We start from the raw sequence: 23,811 nt of genomic DNA on the forward strand, positions 1-23,811 counted from the left end.
CCGGGAGCGAGCCGTTACGGCCGCGCGGGCGGATCTCAGGTTGACCGGCGGCAATCGGCGCGTCGCGACCGCGACACTCGGGCCCGGCGACGGCCGATCCCGACCCCCTCCGGATAGGCTCGGAACCTGATTCCGGAACCGGTCGTCAAATTTGGATAAATGCAATCCGAGAAATTCTCGGACGGCACCGCACTGCCGAACTCGAGTCGGCGAACTGGCACATGTTATAGACCAATGTCCGGTTCTTTGTGGCCTCTCCCAACTTCATGCCGTGCATCACAGCTGATCGCCGATGGTGATCTGGGTCTATGACTGCGACCACACATTGTGATGTGTTTTTTCTAACTCCGTAGTAAGGTGCGTCAAGCAAACAGTCGTCGGAGCGGGCAACCGGCGTCGAGAGGGGTTAGCCAGTGCAGGTCACCAACAGTCCGCCGACAGGGTCGCGAATGAGTGAGGCGGTCGACTGGACGAGGGCGTACTGGCAGGATCACCCGAAGCGGTCACTGGAAACCTTCGGTCGCCAGATGACGATGGGTGTGCAGGCCGTCGCCGAGCTGTTCGTCAGCATCGCTCGCGGGCGCTTCCCGTTCCAGGAGTTCGTCCGGCAGTGCGCCTTCATGGCCAGCGTCGCCGCCGCGCCCACCCTGCTGGTGGCCATCCCCATCGGCGTCATCGTCTCCATCCAGGTCGGCTCGGTCGCCGGGCAGATCGGCGCGACCTCCTTCATCGGCGCCGCCAACGGCCTCGGCATCATTCAGCAGGGCGCTCCCCTCGTCACCGTGCTGATGATCGCCGGGGCGGTCGGCTCGGCCATCTGCGCCGATCTCGGTTCCCGCACCATCCGCGAGGAGATCGACGCCATGCGGGTGATGGGCGTGGATCCGTTGCGGCGGCTGGTCGCCCCCCGGCTGGGCGCCGCCATGCTGGTCAGCGTCCTGCTCTGCGGGTTCGTCGTCTTCGTCGGCTTCCTGACCGGCTATATGTTCAACGTCTTCGCCCAGGGCGGTACGCCGGGCTCCTACGTGAGCACCTTCTCCTCCTTCGCGGTCTCCACGGATCTGCTGGTGGCGCTGGCTAAGTCGCTGCTGTTCGGGCTGTTCGCGGCCATCATCGCCTGCGATACCGGCCTCAATACCCGCGGCGGGCCGGGCGGCGTGGCCAACTCGGTGAACACCGCCGTGGTGCTGTCGGCGGTGATGCTGTTCGGCGCGAACGTGATCATCACGCAGATCTACAACACCCTGTTCCCCCCACAGATGGTCTGAGCCGGTGTCGTCGACATATGTTCCGCCGCTGCTGCGGCCGTTCCAGCGGATCACCCGTACCGCGCGGGCACCGCGCGACTGGCTTGCCCGGATCGGTCACCAGGTCTTCTTCTTCCTGCGGTCGATCGGCTCGATGCCGTTGGCGTTCAAGCACTATCCGAAGGAAATCTGGCGCCTGCTGTCGGATGTGACGTGGGGCAACGGCAATCTCGTCGTCGGCGGCGGCACCATCGGCGTGGTCGTCATCCTCAGTGCCTTCGGCGGCGTCACCGTCGGCCTGCAGGGCTACACCTCGCTGAATCTGCTCGGCCTGGGCCAGATCACGGGCGCGGTGTCGGCCTTCGCCACCACCCGTGAGCTCGGCCCGATGCTGGCCACGCTGGCCTTCGCGGCCCAGGCGGGCTGCCGGTTCACCGCGCAGCTGGGCGCGATGCGGATCTCCGAGGAGATCGACGCGCTCGACGCCCAGGCCATCCGGCCGCTGCCCTATCTGGTGAGCACCCGCATGATCGCCGCGATGATCGCGATCGTGCCGCTGTACTGCCTGGCGCTGCCGGTCGCCTACCTGTCCTGCTCGATCACCGTGCGGTTGGTCGGCGGCACCGCCTCGGGCACCTACCAGCACTACTTCTATCAGTTCCTGATTCCGCACGACGTGCTCTGGTCGCTGCTGAAAGCCATTGTGTTCGTGGCGATCACGACGTTCATCCAGTGCTACTACGGCTTCTTCGCCTCCGGCGGTCCGGAGGGCGTCGGCGTCGCGGCGGGCCGTGCGATCAAGTACTGCATCATCGCCGTCGTCTTCGCCGATCTGTTCGTGACCTTGGCGGTCTGGGGCATCAACCCCGGCATCAGGATTTCGGGATAGGGGCCGGGATGATCATCGATCCGAGTGGTCGCGGACCGACGATGCGGCAGCTGCTCGTCGCGGGAACCTGCGGGCTCGTCGTGTTCGCGTTGGTGCTCACCTTCCTGATGGCCCGCTACAAGGGCTACATCCTGCATCCGAAGGTCGACGTCACCGCCGATCTGACCACCACCGGCGACGGCCTGCCCGAGAACGCCGACGTGAAATTCCGCGGCGTGCTGGTCGGCGCGGTGAAGAACGTCTCCGTCGCGGCCAAGGGCGAGCTGCAGCAGGTGAATATCGAGATGAAGCCGGAGTACATCGGCGACATCCCGGCCAATGTCACCGCGCGGGTGGTGCCGAGCAATCTGTTCGCGGTGACCTCGGTCGAACTGGTCTACAACGGACCCGATCAGGCGTCGCTGCGCGCGGGCTCGCAGATCGCCGAGGACCGCAGCCAGGGCACCATCGCCCTGCAGGACACCCTCACCACCATCCGGACGATCCTGAACAGGATCGATCCGGTGAAGCTGGGCCGGGTGCTGAGCACGCTGTCCTACGCCCTCGACGGCAGCGGCCGGGTGCCCGGTTCCACCGTCGACCGGCTGAACAACTGGCTGACCCAGGTGCGCGCGGCCGTGCCCGACGTGGATCAGACCCTCGGTGACTTCTCCGCCTCCTTCCACGCGCTGAATCAGTCGGCCCCGGATCTCATGCAGGTGCTGGCGGATTCGGTGAAGACCGCGCAGACGATCTCGTCCAAGCGCGCGGAGCTGGCCGGGCTGCTCACCGGCACCAGCGCCACCGTCGACAAGGTGAACGCGCTGTTCGCGCGCAATTCCGATGTCGGCAAGCAGATCACGTCCGGCACCAGCGATCTGTTCGGCGCGGTGTCGGACAACCCGGAATCCATCCCGCAGGCCATCGCGAACCTGAACTCCTCAATCCGCGCGCTGGACACCGTATTCCACTGGGGCCCGCAGAAGCAGATGGTGTGGAACGTCGGCCTGACCCTCACCCCGTTCAAGCCCTACGAGCGCGGCGACTGCCCCCGCTACGGCGACCTGGCCGCCCCGAGTTGCGCCACGGCGCCGCTGGTTTCGGACGTGGGCCAGCTGCCGGATTCGATGAAGCCGCGCGCGCTGGACTCCGCGAAGGGGCTGCCCGCCATGCCGCCGCTGCCGGGCCTGCCCGCGATCCCGGGCCTCACCACCGGCGACAACGCGCCGACCGCCGCGCCGCAGCAGGCGGCCAAGCCCGCCGACCCGTTCGCCGGGACCCCGCTGCAGGGCCTGCTGCCGCAGCTGTTCCCGGGCGCGCCGAATCCCGCGCCCGCACCGGCGATTCCGCCCGCGCCGGTCCCGCCCGGACCGCATCCGGCCGCCGGGGACATCGCCTACTACACCGGTGACGACGCCATCACGGCGCTGCTGGGCCACCGTCCCAACGCCGCCGAATATCTGCTGCTGAGTTCGATTCTGAGGGGTGGAACCTTGCAGGTCACCGAGGGCGGTGCGGGCCGATGAGCATTCGCAGACCACTGATCGGGTTCGGCATCTTCGCGCTGGTGTCGGTGCTGGTGACCGTCGTCGTCTGGAACACCCTGGCGCGCACCGTGAGTGGCGACACCAACACCTACAGCGCCACCTTCAGCGACGTGCTCGGCCTGCGCGCGGGCGACGACGTCCGGATGGCCGGGGTGCGGGTGGGCAAGGTCGAGAAGATCGAGATCGACCGCCAGCACCACGCCCGGGTGACCTTCATCGTGCAGCGCGACCAGACGCTCTACGGCGACACCAAAGCCCTTGTCCGGTACCAGAATCTGATCGGACAGCGGTATGTGGCGCTGGCGGCGGGCACCAAGGGCGACGACACGGTGCTGCGCAACGGCGGCTCGATTCCGTTGGACCGCACCGAGCCCTCGTTCGATATCTCCGGTCTGCTCAACGGCTTCCAGCCGCTGTTCGATTCGCTGTCGCCGGACAAGATCAACGAGCTGTCCAATACCTTCGTCCAGGCGCTGCAGGGCGACGGGGTCTCGTTGAGCGCCTTCATCACCCAGGCCGCCGCGGTGGCCGGCGACTTCCAGCGGCGCGACGCGATCCTGTCCGACGTGATCACCAACCTGTCCGCGGTGATGCAGGGACTGGCGAAACGAGGTGACGAATTGGAGACACTGGTGACCCAGACCCGAGCGCTCATCGGCGGGCTCTACGAACAGGGGCAGTCACTGCAGTCCTCGACGGTGCAGATCGCCAATGCCACCACGTCGTTGGTGAACATGGTGAGCCAGGTGCAGCCGAAGATCACCGCCGCGCAGAACTCCACCCGCGACGCGCTGAGCCTGCTCATCGACAACGGCAGCAAGCTCGACCAGGCGGCGGTGGACCTGCCGAACGTCCTCGACGATCTGGGCAAGGCCACCTCCGAGGGCGCCTACAACAACGCCTACATCTGCAGCCTGGACGTGTCGCTCTACGGCGTGCTGCTGCCCCGCGGTCTGGTGCCCCAGATCGGCGGCAACTCGCATTCGGCGGTGTGCCGGCCATGACCAGTTCGATCAGGCGCAGGTTCGACAGCAACCGCTACTTCTGGCTCGGCATCATCGGCGCCGTGCTCATCGTGATCCTGCTGATCGCCTCCAGCGGGATCAAGAAACTCGGTGTGGGACAGCAGGATATCTACGCCGAGTTCGTCCAGGCCGCGGGCGTGCGGACCGGCGACAAGGTCGATGTCGCGGGCGTGCCGGTCGGGCAGGTCGCGGGCACCCGGCTGGAGGGCGACCACGTGCTGGTCACCCTGCAGATGAAGAGCGATGTGAAGTTCGGTCCCGACGCCCGGGCGGCGATCAAGATGGCGACGCTGCTGGGCACCCGCTACGTCTCGGTCGATCCGGGCGACGGATCGGGCCTGAAGGGGCACCGAATTCCGAAGAACAACACCAGCGTTCCCTACAACCTGACGCAGAACGGCACGCCGAAGCTGGAGGAGCTGGACACCGGAAAGCTGACCCAGTCGCTGAAGGTGCTCGGCGATCAGATCGACGGCTCGCCGCAGCTGACCGCCCAGGCGCTCGACAGCGTCGGCGCGCTGGCCAAGACCATCAACGATCGCCGCGACCAGGTCTCCCAGCTGCTGAAGGATCTGGACCGGGTCACCAAGATCCTGGGCGACAACCGCAACAGCGTGCTGCTGGTGATCACCCAGGGCGAGGCCATCGCCAACCGCGTGATGGAGCGCCAGGCCCTGCTGCGCCAGCTGCTCGACAACGTGGCCCAGCTGACCAGGCAGCTGCAGCAGATCGGCGACCAGAACAACAATCAGCTCGGCCCGACCATCGAGCAGCTGAACACCATCGCCGGTGGCCTGCAGAAGAACAAGGACAACCTGGACCGGCTGCTGTCGATCATGCCGGTCTCGTTGCGGCAGTTCAACAATGTGTTCGGCGACGGCCCGTACGGCGAGGTCGGTCTGCCGTGGCTGTTCCCGGACAACTGGTTGTGTTTCGCCCGAGTGATCGAGGGGTGCCAGGGATGACGCGCATGCGTGTGACCGCCCGGGTGGTGAAGGCGGCGGTGATCGGCGCGGCCGCGCTGGCGCTCGGCAGCTGCTCGGTGCTGCCGACCTCGGTGCGCGACGCCGTCGGCGCGACCACCCACCTGACCGCCGACTTCGCGAATATCGCGGGCATGTACGAGGGCAATCCGATCACCGTGCTCGGCCTCGATGTCGGCAAGGTCGACAAGATCATTCCCCGGGACCAGTACGTCGAGGTCCACATGACCGTGAACGGCGACGTGAAGATCCCGAAGAACGTGCGGGCGTCGCTGATCACCCAGACCCTCGTGACCGATCGGCACATCGAGCTGAGCCCGGTCTACACCGGCGGCCCGACCCTGCCCGACAACGCGCACCTGACCCTGCAGCAGACCCACACCCCGGTCGAACTGGACGAGACGATCAAGGCCATCGATCAGTTCGCGGCCGCGCTGAAACCCCCGCCCGGCAGCAATGTCGGGCCGCTGTCGGGCACCCTGCTCTACGACATGGTCAACGGCCAGGGCGAGAAGATCCGCGACACCCTCAACGCCCTGTCCGGCGCGCTGAAGGTCGGCGTCGACAACAAGGACGCGGTGTCGAGCATCATCGTCAAGCTCAACGAGCTGACCACGATGCTGGCCGAAAACGACCAGTCGGTGCGCGACTTCAGCAACAAGATGACCCAGCTGTCGCAGCTGCTGGCCGAGCAGGCGCCGGGCCTGCAGGCCACGCTGGACCAGCTCAACGGCTTCCTGGCCAATACCAGCGGCACCTTCACCCAGTATCAGGACCAGCTGGCGTCCAGCCTCACCGGCCTCACCGCGGTCACGGATCAGTTGCGCCGCAACGCCGCCGGGGTCACCGAGATCGTCGACGTGGCGCCGCTGCTGCTGCAGAACCTGGACCGCTCGATGGATCGTCAGGACCGCCACGTCCGGCTGCACGCCATCCTGGGCACCACGCTGTCGGGCGAGATCGTCAGCCTGTTCTGCGAGAAGATCCAGATGAAGGCCGACGGCTGCCGGACCGGAAAGATCGAGGACTTCGGGCCCGACCTGGGCCTGACCGCGGCACTGCTGGGACTGACGAAATGACGCGCCGATACCTCGCCCGCAGCATCGTCGCCGTCGCCGTGTCCGCCGGCGTGCTGGCGGCGTCGGGCTGCGGCTTCACCGTGGACAAACTGCCGCTGCCCAAACCGGGCCAGCAGGGCGACACCTATACCGTGCACGCGGTTTTCGCGAACGCGCTGAACCTGCCCGATCAGGCCAAGGTCAAGATCGGCGGCTCGGACGTCGGTGTGGTCACGCACATTTCGACGAAGAACTTCCAGGCCCTCGTCGACCTGACCATCCGCAAGGACATCACCCTGCCCCAGGGCACCACCGCCGAACTGCGCCAGGCCACCCCGCTGGGCGATGTGTTCGTCGCGGTGTCCAAGCCTCGCAGCGATTCCGGCACACCGCTGCTGAAGGGCGGCGACACCATCGGGATCGATAAGACCTCGGCCGGGGCCACCGTCGAGGAGCTGCTGCTGTCGATCTCGATGCTGTTCAACGGCGGCGGCCTCGCGGCGCTGGGCAAGCTCACCTCCGAGCTCGACTCGGTGGTCGGCGGGCGGCCCGAGCAGCTGGCCGATCTGATCAAGCAGATGACCAGCGTGACCACCACGCTGCATCGCAACAGCGACCGAATCGACAGCACCCTCACCGGATTCAGCGCGCTCGCCGACACCATCGAGGCGCGCCACCGCGACCTCGGGCAGGTCGCCGACTCGCTGCCCGGGATGATCGGCACCATCGCCGAGAACAACAAGCAGATCGGCGATCTGCTCACCAAGGTGTCGACAACCAGTGCGGCACTGGGCGATTACGCCGACACCACCTCGAGTCAGCTGAACAGCCTGCTGGACAACCTGCACAAGCTGATGGACGCGCTCTCGCGCACCCGCACCGACTTCGGGCCGTTCCTGGACGCCCTGCACACGATCCGGCCCAAGGTGGACGCCACCTTCAAGGGCAACAGCCTCGCGCTGGCGGGCACGCTCACCCAGCTCGACGCGTCGGTGCTCACCGACCCGGCCAACGGCAAGTTCTTCGATCTGCGGGATGTGCAGGATCTGACCGGCAGTCTCATCCAGGTATTGCAGATCGTGTACAGCCGAGTGACGGGGGCGCACCGATGAATTGGCTGACCCGGCACAAGATGCTGCTGGCGAATCTGGGCCTGGTGCTGGCGCTGGTGATCGGCGCGTCGTACCTGGCGGTGAGCGTGATGCGGGTGAACCCGCTGCGCCGAACCTACACGGTCACGGTCGATCTCGATCGTTCCGGCGGTCTGCAACCGGGCAACGACGTGACGCTGCGCGGCTACCGCATCGGCAAGGTGAACTCCATCGTGCTGGCCGACCACGGCGCGTCCATCGCCGCCGAGGTGCAGATCGACAACCGGTACCGCATTCCGTCCGACGCCCGGGTCGCGGTGCAGGCGCTGTCCGGCGCGGGCGAGCAGTACATCGACTTCCGGCCCGAGACCGACCGGGGTCCGTTCCTCGGCAACGGGTCGGTGGTGCGCTTCGACCCGCAGCGAGTGTCGACGCCGACGCCGATCGTGTCGGTGCTCGAAAACTCCAGCGCGTTCATCTCCCAGATCGACCCGAACCGGTTCAGCAGCATCCTCAACGACCTGGACACCGCGCTCAGCGGCGGCCCGGATCAGCTGCGCAATATGATCGACGCGCTGAGCGAGGTCACCGCCGGTCTGGACAATCTGCTGCCGCAGACCACGAATCTGCTCACGAACCTGCGCACCATCGCGTCCACCACCTCCGACGCCCAGCCGGATCTCGGTACCCTGACCCGCAATTCGGGCGCGCTGCTGTCCCAGTTCAACAATGCCGACGACGAGCTGCGGCGGGTGCTGGACAAGGCGCCCGGTCAGCTGCAACAGCTCGGCGCGGTGCTGGACAAGACCGCCGATCCGATCACGAACCTGGCCACCAACTTCGCGGCCATCACCAAGGCGGCGCAGCTGCGCGTTCCCGCGCTGCGGGCGCTGTTCCCCTCGCTGGTGGTCGGCAGCTCGGCCATGGGCGTCCCGGCGCACGACGGTGAGTTCTACACCATCACCGATATCTGGCCGCGGCCGTTCTGCCAGTACAGCACCAAACCGACGGCGCCGTACGTGGCCTTGGACGGCACGCTGCCGAAGTGGAACTATTGCAGCAATCCGCCGCCGGATCAACAGATTCGCGGTTCGGCGAACGCGCCGCGGCCCGACGTGCCCAACAACGGCGCCCAGATGCCGGCAGGGGTCGATCCGAACGAGCGGACCCTGCCCCCGGTGCGGTGAGTGGCATACTCGCCGACAGAACCCGTCCGGCCCGGGCGTGCCCGGGTCGATCCGGCTACACGGTGTGCGCACGCGCGCCGGGAAAGTGACAGGTCTATTCGATGTCCGATGACGACGCTGCCAAGGAGAACGTGACGCCCGACGCCGACGCGACCGCGAAGGTCGAACGGCCGCAGGGCAGCACCGACGCGGACGCACCGGCCGGTGCGGAATCGGCCGCGGCCGACGCCGAGAAGACCGTGCAGGTCGAGCGGCCCGCGCCGGAGCGGGGGCGCACGAGCTGGTTGCCGATCGCGGCGGCGTTCGCCGCCGGCGTATTGCTGGTGGGCGCGGTGACCGCGGTCGTGGTGTTCTGGCGGCAGGCCGACGATCGCGGCAATCAGCTCGACGCCCGCGACCAGTCGACGCGCGCCGCCTGCGATTTCGGCAAGGCGGTCGCCAGCTACGACGCCAAGAATCTGGACAACTACTTCAAGACGGTCAACGATCTGTCGACCGGGGAGTGGGGCCAGTTCTTCGGCGGGGCCTCCTCCGCGCTGAAGGACGCGATGGTCAGCGTGCAGGCCCGCTCCAAGCTGGACGAGATCCACTGCGCCTGGGAGTCGGGCAACGACAGCGAGGCCAATGTGGTGCTGGTCATCACCCAGGAGCAGACCAATTCCGCGGTGCCGCAGCCGAACAAGCTGACCATCCCGGGCGTCGCGCAGATGGAGAAGAAGAACGGCAAGTGGCTGGTCGCCAAGTTCGACTCGCCGGTCACCAAGGGCATGGGCCCGGGCGCACCGGCGGCGCCGGGCGCACCCGCGCCGGGTGGCCCGCAGGCCCCGGGTGCTCCGCAGGGCGATCAGCAGCAGCCGCCCGCCGGTCCGCAGGCCCCCGCGCAGAGCGCCCCGGCCCCGCAGGGTCGCTGAAACCGTAGTCGCACAGGCGTTTCCGTGCCTCCGGCGATGGGGCAGTCCACCATCGCCGGAGGTCCTCGGCTGCGCTCAGAACAGGGTGAGCGCGTCGGTCTTCGGCGGCTCCGGCTCGGCTAACGGCGGCAGGTCGGCGACGGCGGTGGTGGGGGCGGAGTTTCCGTCCTGTGCCGCCCGCGCGGCCTCGCCGGCCAGCTTGTCGGCCTGCTCGTTGAAGTAGTTGCCCACGTGCCCGCGCACCCAGCGGAATCGCACCGGGCCGGGCCGCGACGCGATGGCCTGATCGATGCCCCGGACCAGCTCGAGGTTCTTCACCGGCTCGCCGGATGCGGTGCGCCAGCCCTTGAGCCGCCAGGTCGGCAGCCATTCCGAGGCGCACTTGATCGCGTACAGCGAATCGCTCTCGATGAGCAGCGGATCCGGGCCGGGGTGGGCGAGGATCGCCTCCAGCACCGCGCGTAGCTCGGCGACCTGGTTGGTGCCGCTGGCCGCCCCGCCGCTGGCCGAGGTGCCCTGATGATTGACCCACGCCCAGCCGATGGCGCCCCCGGGATTGCGCAGGCACGATCCGTCGGTGCTCACGATGATCATGGTCGCCACCCTACGCAATCCTGCCGACAAGGTCGGTGCCGTGGAATTCCTCGATCTCCCTGCGTAACTGCGATTCGCTGCGGCGCAGGGCCGACCGCGCCGCGGCATCGACGAGCCACGAGCGCAGCCGGCCCGCGGGTCCGCGCGGCGGGCGGTAGTCGGCCTCCGAGGTCAGTACCGACCGACCGTAGCCGAGCGGATCGAATTGCAGGGTCAGCGTGCCCAGCGCCCCGGCGGGATCGGACTGCGCAGGCACCGCCTTCCCCGGTCGGCGCCTGCGCAGCGTGTATCCGATCACCGCGTTCCGGCGGTACTCGGTGATCTCGTACTCGACCGTGGGGCGCCACAACCCGAACCGGAAGGCGGCGGCATACACAGCGCCCGGCCCGTGGCCGACCTCGCCGACCGGTTCGAAGGCTGTGCTGCCGAACATCCAGTCCGGCACGAACAGGTGGTTCTCGGTGTACGTGAAGGCGACCTCGACCGGAGCCCCGACATCGCTCGCGTACCTGATGTGGCCCATCGGCTTTGCTCCCCTGTTCCACGGCTGCCGATAAACTACTACACAATTCCTCTTTATTGAGCGATTACCGGAAAATAACGCGAGGTCTGAATCGGTCAGTTGTCCAATTGTCCGACGATGTGCTCGGCGATCGGTAGCGCGGAGGTGGCCGCGGGGGACGGCGCGTTGAGCACGTGCACCGAGCGCTCGGTGCGTTCGATGAGGAAGTCGTGCACGAGGGTACCGTCGGGCAGCACCGCCTGGGCGCGAATCCCGGCCGGGCGCGGCAACAGATCCGCGATCGTCAATTCCGGGCAGTACCTGCGGCATTCGGCCAGATAACCGCGCTTGAACACCGAATTGCGCAGCTCCCGCAGCCCGGTTCGCACATTGGCCGCCGCCACGCGGTGAAAACCCCGGTAGCCCAGCACATCTCGGGCATCGCGCAGATCGATGCTGCCCTTGCGGTAGCCCTCGCGCGCCAGCCCCAGCACCGCGTTCGGCCCCACGGTCAGCTCACCGTCGATGGTCGGGCTCAGATGCACGCCCAGAAACGGCAGCTCCGGATTCGGGATCGGATAGATGAGCGTGCTCACCAGATCGCTTCGCGCAGGCGGCAATCGGTAGTACTCGCCCCGAAACGGCACGATCCGCAACCCGACCGCCACCCCCGCCATCCGCGCCACCCGATCGGCCTGCAACCCCGCACACGCCACCATCCGCCGCGCCCGCCACGACCCCGCGGGCCCCGCCACCGTCACCCCGTCGGAATCCTCCTCGACAGCGGTAACCTCCGCCCCCATCGCGAACTCACCCCCCGCCGCCCGCACCCGCCCCGCCAACGCCTCGGTCACCCGCCCGTAATCGACAATCCCCGTCCCCGGCACGAACAACGCCCCCACCCCCGCAATCCGCGGCTCCCGCCGCCTCAACTCCCCCGCATCCAGCAACTCCACCCCCACCCCATTGGCCACCGCCCGCTCATACAGCCCCCTCATCCGCCCCCGCTCCCCCAAATCCGTAGCCACCAACAACTTCCCACACTCCCGATACGGAATCCCCTCCCCCACAGCAAACTCCTTGGTCCACCGCGCCCCCTCCCGACACAGCCGCGCCTTCAAACTCCCCGGCTCGTAATAAATCCCAGAATGAACAACCCCACTGTTATGCCCACTCTGATGCACCCCCACCCGCCCCTCCTTCTCCACCACCAACACCCCCACCCCCGGCCACCGCTCCAATATCCGAGCAGCAGTAGCCACCCCCACAATCCCACCACCAACAACGCAGTAGTCGTACACGAGAGGCAGTCTCACACACCCACCCCCCGCCTCCGCCCCCCTTTCGGCCACAATCCCCCACCGAGATCCCGGCCAAAAGCACGCCGGGACCAATCTGAGAGGGCTCCACCGGATTACATAGCGGACCCGCCCGCGCCGACCCTCCCGCCCACACGTTGCCAGCAGCCCAACACTCCTCGTCGACCATCGCTCCTACCGCACGACAACGCGGCGATCATCTCGGCCGCCCGCCGGTTCCTCGCGAGGGCCCGGTGGCCACCCAACCACCCCTCGCGACGACATGATGGTCCCCTTGGCTGCCCGTTCACGCGGCAACGTGGTGGTCGCCCCAGATCCCTGCGGCAACGTGGTGGTCGCCCCAGATCCCTGCGGCAGGGCGGTGGTTGTCCCAGATCCCTGCGGCAGGGCGGTGGTCGTGCCAGCCTTGCGGCAAGGCGGTGGTTGCCCCAGATTTCCTCATGCTCCCGCCGAGCGTTAGCGAGGCGGGAGCATGAGGATCAGATGGTGGTGGTTGGGCCGAAGGTGTGGGAGGTGGCGAGTGGGGTGGTGGGGGCCGGTCGGGAGTGGCGGCGGAGTTGGACGTTGTGTTGGCCGACCAGAGGGCCGGAGACGGCCACCGTTACCTCGCCGCTGCGGGTATCGAGCTCCGTGCGCAGGGCGGTGGTGGGCTGGTCGGTGTTGGTCAGGAGGGTGACCAGGTTGGTGTCCACCGTCATGGAGAGTGAATTCGGTTGGGTGGTGGCCAGATTCGCGCCTACGTAGGCGTCGCCAAGTAGTTGCAGGCGGGCGCCGAACTCGGTGGGTGCGGGTGGGGTGGGGAGCTCGGTGGGGTGGGGGGCGAGCGGTTCGGGTGCTGCGGGTGGGTGGGTGCGGAATGCGGTGGGCAGTACGCGGGTTTCGGCCGCCAGGCCCCAGGTGCCGTTCGTGATCAGGGTTTCGGGACTCTCGTGCGGGATCGAGTTCGGCGGCGCTGCTTCGGGTAGGGCCGTGCCGGGTGTGGTGAGGCGGCCGGGGTGGTGGGTGGCGTCGGCCATCTGGTTGACGATGTAGGTGCCCGCGATGACGGTGAGTCCGATGCTGCCCATTCCGGCCAGCACGATGGCGGTGTGCTGGAGAATCTGGACCGGTCGGCGCATGACGGTGCGATCCTTTCCCTCCTACGCGTCATCCAGGTTACTGTGCCGCGCGGTACCCGCCCGAAATCGTGCGGTCGAGATCACACTCGGGGCGGGCACGGCATAAGTTGCAGAATTCTTTGCGGTGCAGGTGTTTCCATCACACAACGACTGGGTAAACCTCTGGTAGCTGGCGAGCGCTTGCTTCGACTGCCAACTCGAAGACCCCCGGCCAATGGCGTCCGGTCGGCAACAGGCACGGCGCACCCAAGTTGGCGCTCGTCCGCTCCCGCTCCCGTCGGGGTGAGCGGGCTCGATGGCGCGCCGCCGGTTTCCAGGGCCGGATGTTCACGCCGGAGGTCGGGCCGCGCGGCGGGTCAGTCGAATTGACCTGCCGCGCGGCCTGATCCGGGTGGACCGGCGAACACCTGCGCGATGGTCAGCCACTCGGCGGCATCGGCCCCGATGGCCTCGATCTTCAGATCGTCCGGATGCCGACGGCGTGTCACCAGCAGGCAGAAGTCCAGCGCGGGGCCCGTCACGCGCTGCGCGGCCGATTCCGGCCCCCAGGTCCACAAGCCGTCGCCGTCCGGCGCGGTCAGCTCGATGCGGAACTCCGCCGCGGGCGCGCTGCGGCCCTGCACCGCATAGGCGTAATCCCTTGTGCGCGCGCCGATATGGGCGATATTGCGCAATCGCGCGGTGGGCACGCGGCGCACGCCGAGCGCATCGGCCACGTCCTGCCCGTGCGCCCAGGTCTCCATCAGCCGGGCGGTGATCATCATGGCCGCGCTCATCGGCGGCCCGAACCACGGCAGTTTCGTCCCGGCGGGAACGGCGCGCAGGGCGGTGACCAGCGCGGCCCGGGTCCCGCGCCAGCGGCGCAGCAGCTCGGGTGCCGGGGTCGCGGCCTCCTGCTCGGCGGCCTCGTCGACGAAGGTCAGCGCCCGCGGCGCGGCCTGCTCGAGCAGCGCGGTGAACGCCGCGGCATCGGTGGCCGACAGTGTGGCCACGCGGTCGGTCCAGGCCAGATGGCCGATCTGATGGGCGATGGTCCAGCCCGGCGCGGGGGTCGCGCGGGCCCACTCCGCCGGGTCCAGGGGCGCGATCAGCCCGTCCAGTTCCGCGCATTCGGCGTCGAAGTCGGCCAGCAGCGCCTCGAGATCAGCCATCGGAATCCTTACCCGTCGCCGCGGGAACGCTCCCGCGCGTCCAGCTTCGCAACGGTAGAAGAAAAATGCAAGCACGCGTGCTTGTATTGCCTACCAGCCGAACAACACCAGATGCACCCCGCCCACCGCCAGGCCGAGCACCGCGCCGTGCAGATACAGCAGCCAGGCGTCCTGCTCCACCGAGGCGTAGAAGACCTCCATGAACTCGCCCGGCGTGAGGCGCTGTAGCTTGCGCGCCGCGAACGCGTCGATCTTCTCGGCCTGCTCGCGCGCGAATTCCTCGTCCTCGACCAGGCCGGGCGCCAGCCCCACCGCCGCCCCCGCCGCGCCGACCTTGAGATTGTCGAACTGCCGCCGCCCGAACGCCATTCGCACCACCGAGGTGGACCGGCCCAGCTGATGATGGATCTCCTCGGCGATCAGCTGCTCGATGAGCTGACGGGTCTTGTCGCCATTGGGTCCGTCGAGCAGTTCGGTGGCCAGATTCGGCAGCGTCAGCACCTGGTAGGCCAGGATGTGCGCCAGATCGGAGGCCGCCTGCGGCTGCCGCTTCGCCAGCAGCGCCTGCCCCCACAGGTATTTGTAGCGCGGCTGCGGATCCCCCGGCTCGAACACCATCTTGACCGCGATGACATTGACGATCACGCCGATCGCCGCCGCCGCGGTCAGCACCACCGCCCAACTCGGAATCCAGCCGAACACCGGAATCGCCTTGTGCACATGCAGATACAGCGCGAGTAATAATCCGAAGGGCGCGCCCAGGAACCCGATGCGCACCATGAAGCGCAGCTCCGGCGCGGCGATCGTGGTCGTGAGATCCTTCAGGATGTGCGGATTGGCGCGCAGATAGCGGATCACGAAGCTCTTGATATCGATGAGCTGGTCCACATTGTCGCCCAGCCGCTCGAACCCGCGCCGGGCCAGATTCGGCAACTCCCGCTCCACCCGCTGATAGAGCACCTGCCGCACCGACCGCGGCACCACCGCCCACAGCTCCGGATTCTCCCGCCGCATCACATCGTCGACGATCGCGGGCACCTGGTCGCGGGCGAGTTCGGCGATGTAGTCGGCGATGCCCTCCAGATCGAGTTCGTGGATGAAGTCCTTGGGCTGGCCGATCCGCATGATGGCCATGTCCACGCAGATGCTGGCCATCTTCTCCGCGCGCGCCGGAATGAACCCCTGAAACCCGACCCGCCGCCCGTCACCGGAGAAGGTCGGCAGCACCTGCACCCGCCGCGGCAGATACGGATACAGCACGTCCAGCCCCGGAATCCGGATACCGCGGAACTGTAGCGGCCAGAACAGCATCAGCACGCCGGTCCAGTTGGTCAGCCAGCCCGCGAGGGCGCTGAAGATCGGGAAGGTCACCAGGTCGACGACGAACTTCGACTGTCCGGTGAGGCGCTCCCAATCCAGGAACACCCCACCGGCCAGTGTCGTCATGATGTGCTCCCCTAGCGCCGAAGCGGTTGTGAGATATCGGGATCCTCACATTCTCACAAGATCAGGGACGGAGCACCAGGCGAATCGGATTGCCCTCCTTGGTGGCCAGCGCGTGCACCGCCTTCTCGGCCTCGGCCAGCGGCAGCACCGCGCTGACCGAGCGGGAGAAGTCGACCCGGTGCAGGCGTTGCAGCTGCACCAGCTGGGCGACGTGCTCCGGCCCGGAGCCGTAGTGGCCGCGCAGTTGCTGGGAGAAGAAGCTGAACATGCTGCCGCCGGTGATGGTGATCGGCTTGTCGGTCAGCCCGACCAGCACCAGTCGCCCACCGCGGCCGAGGCAGACGACCGCCTGCTCGCGCACCGCGGCCACCCCGGCGAAGTCGAACGCCGCGGCCAGGCCGGTGCCGCCGGTGGCGCCGTAAATCTGTGCGCGCAGATCGGATTCGGCCGGGTCGAAGGCCAGGTCGGCGCCGAGCTCGAGGGCGCGTTCGCGCGCGGCGGGTAGCGGGTCGACCGCGATGATCGGCGCCGCGCCGATCATCCGCAGCAGCTGCACCCCGTGCGCGCCGAGCCCGCCCACGCCCCAGACGCCGACCGCCTCGGCCGGGCGGACCTGCGCGGTCTCGGTGATGGCCGCCCACGGCGTCGACACCGCGTCCGGAATGAAGCACGCCTGCTCGAACGGCAGATCGTCGGGGATCGGGACCAGGGTCTCGATCCGGGCCAGGGTGTACTCCGCCCAGCCGCCGTCGTAGTCGACGCCGCGGGTGAAGATCCGCCCGCCGCGAATCTCCCCGGCCTGCAACACCACTCGGTCGCCGACCCGGGCCGCGGTGACACCCGGCCCCAGCGCGTGCACCGTGCCCGCGACCTCGTGGCCGAGGGTGACCACATTGCCGTCGAGGAACACCGGGTTGAGGGTGCCATCGAGCAGATGCACGTCGGACAGGCACACGCCCGCGGCCTGGACCTTGATCAGGACCTGGTCGGGGCCGGGCTCGGGCACCGGCACCTCGTCCAGTCGCAGGCTACGTTCCGGTCCCAGGTGCAGGCGGGCGGCCAGCATGATCATGTGCTCCTCGCGGGTCGGGGCGACCGGTGGTCGCCACGTCGAAACCGGTCGGCCCGGCCGACCTTTCGAGTATTACATCGCCCCCGGGGCCGTGGGCGATGCGCAGATTCGTGCCTACCATCTGCACCCAGTCCAGCAGCACGTGCTGGCGCTGCCGCGCGACGCGGTGGGGTACGCGCCGCTGCCGCCGGGCGCGGCGGCGCGACCGCCACGACACCAGGGTCGCCAGCTCGTCCGGCGGCGCCATCCCCCGCGCCACCACCCACCCGACGATCATGCGGTACCACCGCTGTTCGGTGCGCAACACCCAGGCGTAGACCGCCGCGAACACCACCACGTATCCGAGGGTGCGCAGCACGATGCTGCCGACTCCGGCGTTCCACGGCGCGGGCGCGTCCCAGCCGAAATGCAGTGCGGCGCCGAGCAGATAGAAGGTGGCGAACACCAGCGCGCGCCGGGCGCGCGGCCAGCCCGACTCGCCGACGGCCACCACGATGCCGATGCCGGCCAGGCCGGTCAGCATCCAGTGCGAGGTGATGCCGGTGGCCAGCCGCAGGATGCCGACTCCGACCGCGGACGCGATATCGCCCTGCGCGGACTGCAATCCGGCATTGGCCTCGTAGACGACGTCCTCGACCACCTGGAATCCCAGGCCCGTGAACGCCCCGAGCAGCAGCCCGTGCATGGGCCGGATCAGCAGCGGCCGCGACAGCCAGGCGACCGCGAACACCCCCGCGCCCTTGATCCCCTCCTCCACGATCGCCGCGGAGATCGGGGCCTGCCAGTTCACCGCGAAGGCGTCCCCCGCGACGTTCTGCACGACCCGCATGTTGTTGTCGTTGGCGAACATCGCGATGCCGGGCCCGGCGGCCGCGCCCCAGACGAAGCCCATGATCAGCGGGGTGACGATCGGCCGCCGGGCGCGAAATCGGTCCAGCAGCACGATGATCGCGCCGATGGCGAGCAGCTTCGTCAGCACGAACGGCAGGCCGACCAGGATGCCGGACCAGGTCACCGCCGCGACCGGGAGCACCTGGACCACCAGCCCCAGCGCCCCGCCGACCACGACCACCCAGTACACCCAGAACAGCGCCGAACGCGGCTGGAACCAGCTCATGACTTCACCCGCAGCGCCTCGACGACCGCGCTCAGCACCCCGCCGGACATGTCGCCGCTGACCAGCACGCTCACCGCCAGATTGCGGTGCCCGACGATCGCGCACTGCCCGACGCGATCCACGCCCACGCAGGTGGGCCCCGCGAAGCCGCCGCGCGTGGTGAGCTGCCCGCCGTCGAATTCGACGGGAAAGGCCTGCAGCCCCAGCACCTTCCGGCGCCAGTCGGCGGCGGCCGGGAAGTCGGTGACGCCGTTGACGGCGTTCACCAGCAGCACCGCTCCGCCGGGCGCGGTCAGCACCGCGGTGGTGGGGTCGCCGGTGGGCCGCCGCGACCATCCGGGCGGGCCGGGAAAGGTGACGGTGTCGGGGCTTTCGCCGGGCGCGGTCACGGTGATCTCGGTGTCGGGCAGCACCACGTCCTCGCGCTCGGGAACCACCACCGCCAGCGCCGCCGGGATCGCGATCAGCGCGGCCACGACGCCGAGCACCGCCGCCGCGGGCCGGTAGTCGTGGCTACGACGCTGCTGCACGCGCGGGCTCCTCTCGGCCGGTGACCTTCAACGATAGGTCAGGCGCCGGTCGTTTTCGCACGTAACACGGGCGTGCGGTCAGCGGTCCGGCGAGCCGTCGTGGTCGCCGAGCCCGGTGGCCAGTCCCCAGTCGGCGACGTCGGCCGCCTTGGTCAGCAGGGTGATGCGCTGGGCCGACGCCTCCCACGAGGTGGTGGTGGGCTCAAGGGTGAGCAGCGCGACGATCCGGTCGTCGTGCACGCCGACGGTGCCGGTGGTGTGCATGGCGCGCCGGGTCAGGTCGATGGCCGGTCCGGCGGGCGGGGTGCCCTGGGTGAAGTTCCACTTCTCCCGCACGCCGTCCGGACCGAAGCTCAGCGGGCCGGAGGCGGCGGCGCTGAGCGCGTCCTGCGGGATCGGCGGCTTCGGATTGCCGGGGGCGCAGACCTTGTCGGGCGCGGGCGCATCGCCGAATCCGGACCAGCCCTGCTTGACCGCCCGGGGCCGGTCGACGGCGCGGGCGAGACCGAAGGACTGGTCGAAGCCGTCCTGCCCGCACTTGGTGGAGGCGTGCAGGTTGTCCATGATGAAGTCGCGGACCGCGGGCGCGGCCCGGTCGAGAATGTAGCGGTAGACGGTCACCACGTCGGCGGCGCTGATCGCGGTGTATCCCCACATCCCGCGGCTGGCGGGCGGCGCGGTATCGGTCAGCCCCAGCTTGGCCACGGTCCGGGTGACGATGCCGTCCCACCCGTTCTCCACCCACAGATAACTGGCCGCGTCGTCGTCACTGGACCGCAGCATGGCCTCCAGCCGAGCCCGGTCGTCCGCCGAAATGGCCGCCGGGTCATGCGATTCCAGATAGTCCAGCGCGATCATCACCTTGACCACCGACGCCGACCGAAACTGCTTGTGCGGCTCGAACTGCACACTGGCCGTCCCGCTGTCTCGATCGAACACGACCAGGCTGGCCTCCACCCCGGTGGGCAACGCATCGGCGATCGAATCGGCCCCCGCCGCAGGCACATTCACGCCCACCGTCACCGCGGCGGCCAGCACCGCCCCGGCCACCACGCCCGCCCGCCGCGCAGCCACAACCCGAAACCCCATGGAGCCCTCGCGAATCGATCGAATCCGGCGCCCGAGCGCCCCGACGATCCAGCACCCTAACCCGATCTTCGGTTTCGTGCCAGAGACTCAGGCGCGCTGCCGTTCGGCCCGCTGCCGGATCAGTTCCTCGACCGTGCTGCTCGGGGGGCAGGTACCTCCGGGATGCCGTCCACCACGTCCAGCTCCGCCCGGCCCCGGATGAGCAGGATCTTCGGCGGGTGCACCTCGGTGTCGACCGTCGTAGTTCGCTGCCGGTGAACGCCCGGGCGGAACAACTCGCCCCGACCCAAGGTTGAGTAGATATCGCTCAACCCTGGAAGAAGCATCCAGGGCATGCTTTGGAAGGGGCTGAACACATGAGTACCCCACAACGACTGCCGGTGTTGTTTCTGACCGATCCGATCGTGCTGCCGGGGATGGTGGTGCCGATCGAGTTGGACGAGTCGGCGCAGGCCGCCATCGACGCCGCGCGGGCCGCGAACCTGGACGCCGTGCTGCTGGCGCCCCGGTTGGCCGAGGGTTATGCCGCCTACGGGGTGGTGGCGAGTATCGAGCAGGTGGGGCGGATGCGCGGAGGCGCGCCCGCGGCCGTGCTGAAGGCCGAGCGCCGGGCCAGGATCGGCCACGGGGTGACCGGGCCGGGGGCCGCGCTGTGGGTCGAGGCCGAACCGGTCGAGGACCCCGCGCCGGACGGGCGGACGAAAGAGCTTGCCGCCGAGTACAAGAAGCTGGTCGTGTCGGTGCTGCAGCGTCGCGAGGCGTGGCAGGTCATCGACGCGGTGAACCGGCTCAGCGACCCGTCCGCGCTGGCCGATACCGCCGGATACGCGCCGTACCTGACCGACGAGCAGAAGCGCGAACTGCTCGACACTCCCGACGTCGGCGCCCGACTGACCAGCCTGATCGCCTGGACCAAGGACCACATCGCCGAGGTCGAGGTCACCGAGAAGATCAGCGAGGACGTGCGCGAGGGGATGGAGAAGTCCCAGCGCGAATTCCTGCTCCGCCAGCAGCTCAACGCGATTCGCAAGGAGCTGGGCGAGGGCGAGCCCGACGGCGCCGACGACTACCGCGCCCGCGTGGAGAAGACGGATCTACCGCAGCACGTCCGCGAGGCCGCGCTGCGCGAGGTCGACCGGCTTGAGCGCGGCAGCGACCAGAGCCCGGAGGCGGGCTGGATCCGCACCTGGCTGGACACCGTCCTGGACCTGCCGTGGACGGTGAGGACCACCGACTCCACCGACGTCTCGGCCGCCCGCGCGGTGCTCGACGCCGATCACCACGGCCTGGACGAGGTCAAGGACCGCATGGTCGAGTACCTGGCGGTGCGGGCCCGCCGCGCCGCGCGCGGGCTGGAGGTCGTGGGCGGTCGCGGTTCCGGCGCGGTGCTGGTGCTGGTCGGCCCGCCCGGTGTCGGCAAGACCTCGCTCGGCGAGAGCGTGGCACGCGCGTTGGGCCGCAAGTTCGTTCGCGTCGCCCTGGGTGGCGTGCGCGACGAGGCGGAGATCCGCGGCCACCGGCGCACCTACGTCGGCGCGCTGCCCGGCCGCATCGTGCGCGCGGTCAAGGAGGCGGGCTCGATGAATCCCGTCGTCCTGCTGGACGAGATCGACAAGGTCGGCTCGGACTACCGCGGCGACCCGGCCGCGGCCCTGCTCGAGGTCCTGGACCCGGCGCAGAACCACACCTTCCGCGACCACTACCTGGACCTGGATCTGGACCTGTCCGACGTGCTGTTCATCGCGACCGCGAACGTCATGGAGACCATTCCCGGCCCGCTGCTGGACCGCATGGAACTGATCACCGTCGACGGCTACACCGAGGACGACAAGGTGGCCATCGCCCGCGACTTCCTGGTGCCGCGGCAGCTGGAACGCAATGCGCTGACGGCGGAGGAGGTCTCGATCACCGACGAGGCCCTGCGTGAGATCGCCGCGAACTACACCCGGGAAGCCGGTGTGCGGCAGCTGGAACGGCTGGTCGCAAAGGCGTTGCGCAAGGCCGCGACTCGGCTGTCGGAGCACGAAACCCCGTCGCCCGCCGAGCCGGTGAGCATCGGCCTCGGCGACCTGAAGGACTACCTGGGCCGCCCCCGCTTCACCCCCGATGGGGTCGAGCGCACCGCGGTCCCCGGCGTGGCCACGGGTCTGGCCGTGACCGGCGCGGGCGGCGACGTCCTCTACATCGAGGCCAATGCCGCCGAGGGCGAGCGCTCGCTCACCCTGACCGGACAGCTGGGCGACGTCATGAAGGAATCCGCGCAGATCGCGCTGACCTACGTCCGCTCGCACCTGGCGGAGATCGGCATCGAGCCGAGCGTGCTGGACCGCAATATCCACATCCACTTCCCCGCGGGCGCGGTGCCCAAGGACGGTCCGTCGGCGGGCGTCACCATGGTCACGGCCCTGGTGTCGCTGGCGCTGGGCCGCCAGGTCCGCTCGGATGTGGGCATGACCGGTGAGGTCACGCTGAACGGCCGGGTGCTGCCGATCGGCGGCGTCAAGCAGAAGCTGCTGGCCGCGCAGCGGGCCGGGCTGAAGACCGTGTTCATCCCGGCGCGCAACGAACCGGATCTGGACGAGGTCCCGGCCGAGGTGCGCGAGGCGCTGGACGTGCGCCCGGTCGCCGACGTGGCCGACATCCTGGCCTACGCCATCGAGCCGGTCGCCGAGCCCGCCTACGCCGTGGCCTAGGACCCGACCGCCGCGTCCTCGTGCGCACCGGACCGGGGGCGCGCCTCATCCTCCCGGATGGGGCGCGGCCCCTTCGTCTTTCGCAGCAGCCCCACCCCGGTGACCGCCAGCAGCACGAGATAGATGAGCACGTAGGAGTTCATCAGGATCGGCGCGATGGTCCACCACGGCGGGAACATGCAGAAGCCGACCACCACCCAGTCCGGCGTCCACTGATAGGTCCACGCGCCGATGGAGAAATACAGCATCGCCGCCACCAGCCACCACAGCGGCCGCGTCTGTGCCCGATGCACCAGGTAGACCAGCAGCGGCACGAACCACACCCAGTGGTGGCTCCACGAGAACGGCGACACCACGCACGCGGTCATCCCGGCGACGACGACCGACAGCAGCCGCTCCCCCCGCCGGAACAGACCCACCGACACGGCCAGCCCCGCCATCACGACCAGGGCCGACAGCACGGCCCACAACCCGAGCGGCGCAGCGTGTTTCGTCAGGTGCGCGATCGCGCCGCGCAGCGACTGATTGGCCGGATGGGTGTCCAGCGCGATCCGATCCGACTGGAAGAACGTCGAGGTCCAGTACTGCCGCGAGTCGGACGGCAGCACCAGCCACGTCCCGACCACCGAGGCCGCGAACACCGTCGCCGCGGTCACGGCCGCCCGCCACTGCCGCAGCGCCAGGAACTGCACCACGAAATACAGCGGCACCAGCTTGATTCCCGCGGCCAGGCCCGCGCCCAGCCCGCGCAGCCTGCTGCGGTCGGCGCGCGAGAAGTCCCACAGCACCAGCGCCATCAGCATGAGATTGATCTGCCCGTAGTACAGCGTGGTGCGCACCGGTTCGACGAAGACGCAGCTGATGGCGAGCAGTGCGCTGATCGACACCAGCCTGCGATCCAGTCGGTAGCCGAGGATGCGCCAGCTCAGCAGCACACAGCCGAACAACACCCCCAGATTCACCAGCAGCCAGGTGTTGGTGACGTAATTCCACGGCCACGCGGCCAGCGGGAGGAACGCCAGCGTGGAGAACGGCGTGTAGGTGTACAGCAGCCCGTACACGCTGGGCTCGGTGTAGAGCGGATGGCCGTGCAGGATCTTCCAGGAGCCGTCGCGGTAGACGTGCGCGTCCAGCCCGCCGACCAGGATCCCGGCCTTGTCCAGCCACGGATCGACCAGCGTGAACACCAGCACCACCGCCAGCACCGCCGTCACACCCAGCACGAAAAGCGTTGCGCGCGTGCGGGGTATGGACGTGAGCGGG

Annotated in this window: 21 protein-coding genes; 10 read left to right on the forward strand and 11 right to left on the reverse strand. The window is 68.8% G+C overall.

Annotated elements, in window-relative coordinates; genetic code table 11:
* The first annotated feature begins 449 nt into the window (after positions 1–449).
* The 9 genes from HPY32_RS19270 (at position 450) to HPY32_RS19310 (ending at position 9,917) form a co-directional block, all read left to right on the forward strand.
* On the forward strand, positions 450–1,268 hold the full coding sequence (locus HPY32_RS19270) for an MlaE family ABC transporter permease (RefSeq protein WP_067579300.1): 819 nt from the start codon (positions 450–452) through the stop codon (positions 1,266–1,268).
* A 4-nt stretch (positions 1,269–1,272) separates the two neighbouring features.
* Positions 1,273–2,136 carry an ABC transporter permease gene (locus HPY32_RS19275; RefSeq protein ID WP_067579298.1) on the forward strand — a complete coding sequence of 288 codons (864 nt, stop codon included), beginning with the start codon at positions 1,273–1,275 and terminating at the stop codon, positions 2,134–2,136.
* 8 nt (positions 2,137–2,144) lie between these two features.
* Positions 2,145–3,641 carry an MlaD family protein gene (locus HPY32_RS19280; protein ID WP_067579296.1) on the forward strand — a complete coding sequence of 499 codons (1,497 nt, stop codon included), beginning with the start codon at positions 2,145–2,147 and terminating at the stop codon, positions 3,639–3,641.
* Positions 3,638–4,666, forward strand: coding sequence for an MCE family protein (locus HPY32_RS19285; protein ID WP_067579294.1), 1,029 nt, complete (start codon positions 3,638–3,640; stop codon positions 4,664–4,666). The genes HPY32_RS19280 and HPY32_RS19285 overlap by 4 nt, the downstream gene beginning before the upstream one ends.
* Positions 4,663–5,652 carry an MCE family protein gene (locus HPY32_RS19290; protein ID WP_067584726.1) on the forward strand — a complete coding sequence of 330 codons (990 nt, stop codon included), beginning with the start codon at positions 4,663–4,665 and terminating at the stop codon, positions 5,650–5,652. The genes HPY32_RS19285 and HPY32_RS19290 overlap by 4 nt, the downstream gene beginning before the upstream one ends.
* A 5-nt stretch (positions 5,653–5,657) precedes the next feature.
* Complete coding sequence (locus HPY32_RS19295; RefSeq protein ID WP_067584729.1) at positions 5,658–6,749, forward strand: MCE family protein; 1,092 nt, start codon at positions 5,658–5,660, stop codon at positions 6,747–6,749.
* Positions 6,746–7,840, forward strand: coding sequence for an MCE family protein (locus HPY32_RS19300; protein WP_067579292.1), 1,095 nt, complete (start codon positions 6,746–6,748; stop codon positions 7,838–7,840). Before HPY32_RS19295 ends, HPY32_RS19300 begins: the two co-directional genes overlap by 4 nt.
* On the forward strand, positions 7,837–9,006 hold the full coding sequence (locus HPY32_RS19305) for an MlaD family protein (protein ID WP_067579290.1): 1,170 nt from the start codon (positions 7,837–7,839) through the stop codon (positions 9,004–9,006). The genes HPY32_RS19300 and HPY32_RS19305 overlap by 4 nt, the downstream gene beginning before the upstream one ends.
* A gap of 101 nt (positions 9,007–9,107) precedes the next feature.
* Positions 9,108–9,917: a hypothetical protein gene (locus tag HPY32_RS19310; RefSeq protein WP_156673951.1), complete on the forward strand. Its 810-nt coding sequence runs from the start codon at positions 9,108–9,110 to the stop codon at positions 9,915–9,917.
* A 75-nt stretch (positions 9,918–9,992) separates the two neighbouring features.
* Here HPY32_RS19310 and HPY32_RS19315 read toward each other — a convergent pair whose 3' ends face one another.
* The 10 genes from HPY32_RS19315 to HPY32_RS19360 form a co-directional block, all read right to left on the reverse strand.
* Positions 9,993–10,511 (reverse strand): ribonuclease H family protein, encoded by a 519-nt coding sequence (locus HPY32_RS19315; protein WP_067584723.1) that lies wholly within the window; start codon positions 10,509–10,511, stop codon positions 9,993–9,995.
* Positions 10,512–10,521: 10 nt separating this feature from the next.
* Complete coding sequence (locus tag HPY32_RS19320; protein WP_067579286.1) at positions 10,522–11,034, reverse strand: SRPBCC family protein; 513 nt, start codon at positions 11,032–11,034, stop codon at positions 10,522–10,524.
* A 95-nt stretch (positions 11,035–11,129) separates the two neighbouring features.
* Positions 11,130–12,365 carry an L-2-hydroxyglutarate dehydrogenase gene (gene lhgD, locus HPY32_RS19325; RefSeq protein WP_309247534.1) on the reverse strand — a complete coding sequence of 412 codons (1,236 nt, stop codon included), beginning with the start codon at positions 12,363–12,365 and terminating at the stop codon, positions 11,130–11,132.
* A 446-nt stretch (positions 12,366–12,811) separates the two neighbouring features.
* Positions 12,812–13,450, reverse strand: a complete 639-nt coding sequence (locus HPY32_RS19330; RefSeq protein ID WP_171982929.1) for a hypothetical protein — start codon at positions 13,448–13,450, stop codon at positions 12,812–12,814.
* 356 nt (positions 13,451–13,806) lie between these two features.
* Positions 13,807–14,601, reverse strand: coding sequence for a TIGR03084 family metal-binding protein (locus HPY32_RS19335; protein ID WP_067579282.1), 795 nt, complete (start codon positions 14,599–14,601; stop codon positions 13,807–13,809).
* A gap of 90 nt (positions 14,602–14,691) precedes the next feature.
* Entirely contained in the window at positions 14,692–16,047 is a 1,356-nt protein-coding gene (locus HPY32_RS19340; protein WP_067579280.1) for a DUF445 domain-containing protein, read from the reverse strand.
* A 61-nt stretch (positions 16,048–16,108) separates the two neighbouring features.
* Positions 16,109–17,119 (reverse strand): zinc-binding dehydrogenase, encoded by a 1,011-nt coding sequence (locus tag HPY32_RS19345; RefSeq protein ID WP_067579278.1) that lies wholly within the window; start codon positions 17,117–17,119, stop codon positions 16,109–16,111.
* Complete coding sequence (locus HPY32_RS19350) at positions 17,076–18,236, reverse strand: PrsW family intramembrane metalloprotease (protein ID WP_067579276.1); 1,161 nt, start codon at positions 18,234–18,236, stop codon at positions 17,076–17,078. The genes HPY32_RS19345 and HPY32_RS19350 overlap by 44 nt, the downstream gene beginning before the upstream one ends.
* A complete protein-coding gene (locus HPY32_RS19355) occupies positions 18,233–18,766 on the reverse strand; it encodes a hypothetical protein (protein WP_067579274.1) in 534 nt (177 codons plus the stop codon). Before HPY32_RS19355 ends, HPY32_RS19350 begins: the two co-directional genes overlap by 4 nt.
* 78 nt (positions 18,767–18,844) lie before the next feature.
* Positions 18,845–19,855, reverse strand: coding sequence for a serine hydrolase (locus tag HPY32_RS19360; protein ID WP_195118095.1), 1,011 nt, complete (start codon positions 19,853–19,855; stop codon positions 18,845–18,847).
* A gap of 356 nt (positions 19,856–20,211) precedes the next feature.
* Here HPY32_RS19360 and lon point away from each other — a divergent pair, with 356 nt between their 5' ends.
* Positions 20,212–22,548: an endopeptidase La gene (gene lon, locus HPY32_RS19365; RefSeq protein WP_067579268.1), complete on the forward strand. Its 2,337-nt coding sequence runs from the start codon at positions 20,212–20,214 to the stop codon at positions 22,546–22,548.
* Here the strand turns inward: lon and HPY32_RS19370 are convergent.
* Positions 22,545–23,762: a glycosyltransferase 87 family protein gene (locus tag HPY32_RS19370; RefSeq protein WP_067579266.1), complete on the reverse strand. Its 1,218-nt coding sequence runs from the start codon at positions 23,760–23,762 to the stop codon at positions 22,545–22,547. The genes lon and HPY32_RS19370 overlap by 4 nt on opposite strands.
* Positions 23,763–23,811 lie beyond the last annotated feature (49 nt).

The sequence above is a fragment of the Nocardia terpenica genome (assembly GCF_013186535.1).
GTDB lineage: Bacteria > Actinomycetota > Actinomycetes > Mycobacteriales > Mycobacteriaceae > Nocardia > Nocardia terpenica.

Coding starts and splice junctions, on each gene's coding strand:
- HPY32_RS19270 (WP_067579300.1), top strand. CDS start 450: ATGAGTGAGGCGGTCGACTGGACGAGGGCGTACTGGCAGGATCACCCG.
- HPY32_RS19280 (WP_067579296.1), top strand. CDS start 2,145: ATGATCATCGATCCGAGTGGTCGCGGACCGACGATGCGGCAGCTGCTC.
- HPY32_RS19285 (WP_067579294.1), top strand. CDS start 3,638: ATGAGCATTCGCAGACCACTGATCGGGTTCGGCATCTTCGCGCTGGTG.
- HPY32_RS19290 (WP_067584726.1), top strand. CDS start 4,663: ATGACCAGTTCGATCAGGCGCAGGTTCGACAGCAACCGCTACTTCTGG.
- HPY32_RS19295 (WP_067584729.1), top strand. CDS start 5,658: ATGCGTGTGACCGCCCGGGTGGTGAAGGCGGCGGTGATCGGCGCGGCC.
- HPY32_RS19300 (WP_067579292.1), top strand. CDS start 6,746: ATGACGCGCCGATACCTCGCCCGCAGCATCGTCGCCGTCGCCGTGTCC.
- HPY32_RS19305 (WP_067579290.1), top strand. CDS start 7,837: ATGAATTGGCTGACCCGGCACAAGATGCTGCTGGCGAATCTGGGCCTG.
- HPY32_RS19310 (WP_156673951.1), top strand. CDS start 9,108: ATGTCCGATGACGACGCTGCCAAGGAGAACGTGACGCCCGACGCCGAC.
- HPY32_RS19315 (WP_067584723.1), bottom strand. CDS start 10,511: ATGATCATCGTGAGCACCGACGGATCGTGCCTGCGCAATCCCGGGGGC.
- HPY32_RS19320 (WP_067579286.1), bottom strand. CDS start 11,034: ATGGGCCACATCAGGTACGCGAGCGATGTCGGGGCTCCGGTCGAGGTC.
- HPY32_RS19330 (WP_171982929.1), bottom strand. CDS start 13,450: ATGCGCCGACCGGTCCAGATTCTCCAGCACACCGCCATCGTGCTGGCC.
- HPY32_RS19335 (WP_067579282.1), bottom strand. CDS start 14,601: ATGGCTGATCTCGAGGCGCTGCTGGCCGACTTCGACGCCGAATGCGCG.
- HPY32_RS19340 (WP_067579280.1), bottom strand. CDS start 16,047: ATGACGACACTGGCCGGTGGGGTGTTCCTGGATTGGGAGCGCCTCACC.
- HPY32_RS19345 (WP_067579278.1), bottom strand. CDS start 17,119: ATGATCATGCTGGCCGCCCGCCTGCACCTGGGACCGGAACGTAGCCTG.
- HPY32_RS19350 (WP_067579276.1), bottom strand. CDS start 18,236: ATGAGCTGGTTCCAGCCGCGTTCGGCGCTGTTCTGGGTGTACTGGGTG.
- HPY32_RS19360 (WP_195118095.1), bottom strand. CDS start 19,855: ATGGGGTTTCGGGTTGTGGCTGCGCGGCGGGCGGGCGTGGTGGCCGGG.
- lon (WP_067579268.1), top strand. CDS start 20,212: ATGAGTACCCCACAACGACTGCCGGTGTTGTTTCTGACCGATCCGATC.